This window comes from Aquirufa salirivi, from assembly GCF_045310485.1.
Taxonomy (GTDB): Bacteria; Bacteroidota; Bacteroidia; order Cytophagales; family Spirosomataceae; genus Aquirufa; species Aquirufa salirivi.
The window spans coordinates 1-1,908 of the sequence record NZ_JBEWZH010000018.1; the positions used below are offsets into that span (position 1 = coordinate 1).

General features: G+C 44.0%; 1 protein-coding gene. It reads right to left on the reverse strand.

Annotated features, from left to right (window positions below; genetic code table 11):
• Window positions 1-1,908: beta strand repeat-containing protein (locus U0R11_RS13475; protein ID WP_406752339.1), on the reverse strand; the 1,908-nt coding region annotated here is incomplete at both ends.

Below are 1,908 nucleotides of genomic sequence, written 5' to 3' on the forward strand. Positions count from 1 at the left end.
CTGATAAGCCTGAAATAGCTCCTGTTAATGTGGTACTTACTGTTATGTTATTTCCTGCTGCACTAAATCCTGTTACTGTATTACCATAAGCATCTTGTGCGGTCAAGGTATTCGTTCCTGTAAAGGCTGTGCCATTAATCTGTGGACTTGTTAAGCTTACAGCCAACTTCGTCATACTTGATTCTGAAACTGTTACAGCTAATGTTCCACCCGTATTCGAATTGATCGTTCCATCTGTGGCATTCACCGCAGCAGCTTCTGCTTTGTACAAGATCATGGATCCTGTAGCTACACCTGCTGTGAATGTCATGCTAGTGGCTGTTCCAAAGTTGGTACCCGCTACCGTTGGTGTAGTGGCCGGACTAGGTGAAGCTAATGCGCCTGAGAAAGTAATGCTTTTAGCTCCGGTATAGGTCGTGGCTGTATTGCCACTCGCATCTTTGGCAGTTACTGTGACCGTCTGTGATCCTCCTGCTGTTTGTGTTCCTGTTCCTGTGACTACTAATTTAGTCGCTGCTCCAGCATTCATCGTAATGCTAGAACTTGTTGCTGCTGTTCCTGATGCGGGTGTAAAGGTAAATGTTCCTGAACCTGTCGTTCCAGAGAATATCAATGCCCCAGTTAAGTTTGATACACCATTTACAAAACTACCAATGGAATTCATCACATTTCCACCAGAAAAACCCGTAACTGCACCAGTCAATGAAGAAGTAACCGTGACATTATTCGTTGCTGCATTAAAATTGGTAACGGCGTTACCATAAGCATCTTGCGCTGTCAAGGTATTGGTTCCTGTAAATCCTGAACCATTGGTTTGAGGACTTGTTAAGCTTACCGCCAATTTAGTAAAGGACGACTCGCCTACTGTTAACGATAAACGATCGGCTCCTGCTGCGGAAATACTTCCATCTGTGACAGATACCAATGCACTTTCAGCATGATAAACAATCATACTGGCAGTTGCAACACCATTCGTAAATGTAAGACTCGTTGATGAACCAAAATTTGTACCTGCTACCGTTGGTACGGTAACTGGATTAATGGAGCTGCTAGCTCCTGAAAATGTAAGTGATTTACTTCCTGAATAAGTAAGGTCAGTGTTCCCACTCGCATCTTTGGCAGTAATGGTAATTACTTGTGAACCACCTGCTGTTTGCGTACTATTACCCGTCACAACTAACCTAGTGGCTGCACCAGCACTTATTAATACCACATCACTGCCTGTAACACCACCTGTCGTAGAAGTAAATGTATAAGTACCTGTACCAGTAACCCCTGTGTACCTTATACCTAAACTGGTTAAATCAGCGATACCACTGACAAAATCACCTGCCTGATTCAATACATTATTTCCTCCTGATCCCAATCCGCTAACAACCCCTCCTAAAGAATTGGTGACTGTTACCGCATTTGAACTAGCATCATAACTTGTTACCGTATTACCATAGGAATCTTGAGCAGCTACTGTGTTGACACCTGTCCAATTCAAACCATTGGTTTGAGCAACTGCCAAATTAAGTCCAAACTTATTTATCGTAGCTGGACTCACCGTCACATTCAACGTACCTCCTGTATTGGAATTGATGGTTCCATCTGTGGCATTCACCGCAGCAGCTTCTGCTTTGTACAAGATCATGGATCCTGTTGCTACACCTGCTGTGAATGTCATGCTAGTGGCTGTTCCAAAGTTGGTTCCTGCTACCGTTGGTGTAGTGGCCGGACTAGGTGAAGCTAATGCGCCTGAGAAAGTAATGCTTTTAGCTCCGGTATAGGTCGTGGCTGTATTACCATTTGCATCTTTTGCTGTAACCGTAAGGGTTTGACTTCCACCTGCTGTTTGTGTTCCTGTTCCTGTGACTACTAATTTAGTCGCTGCACCAGCATTCATCGTAATGCTAGAGCTTGTTG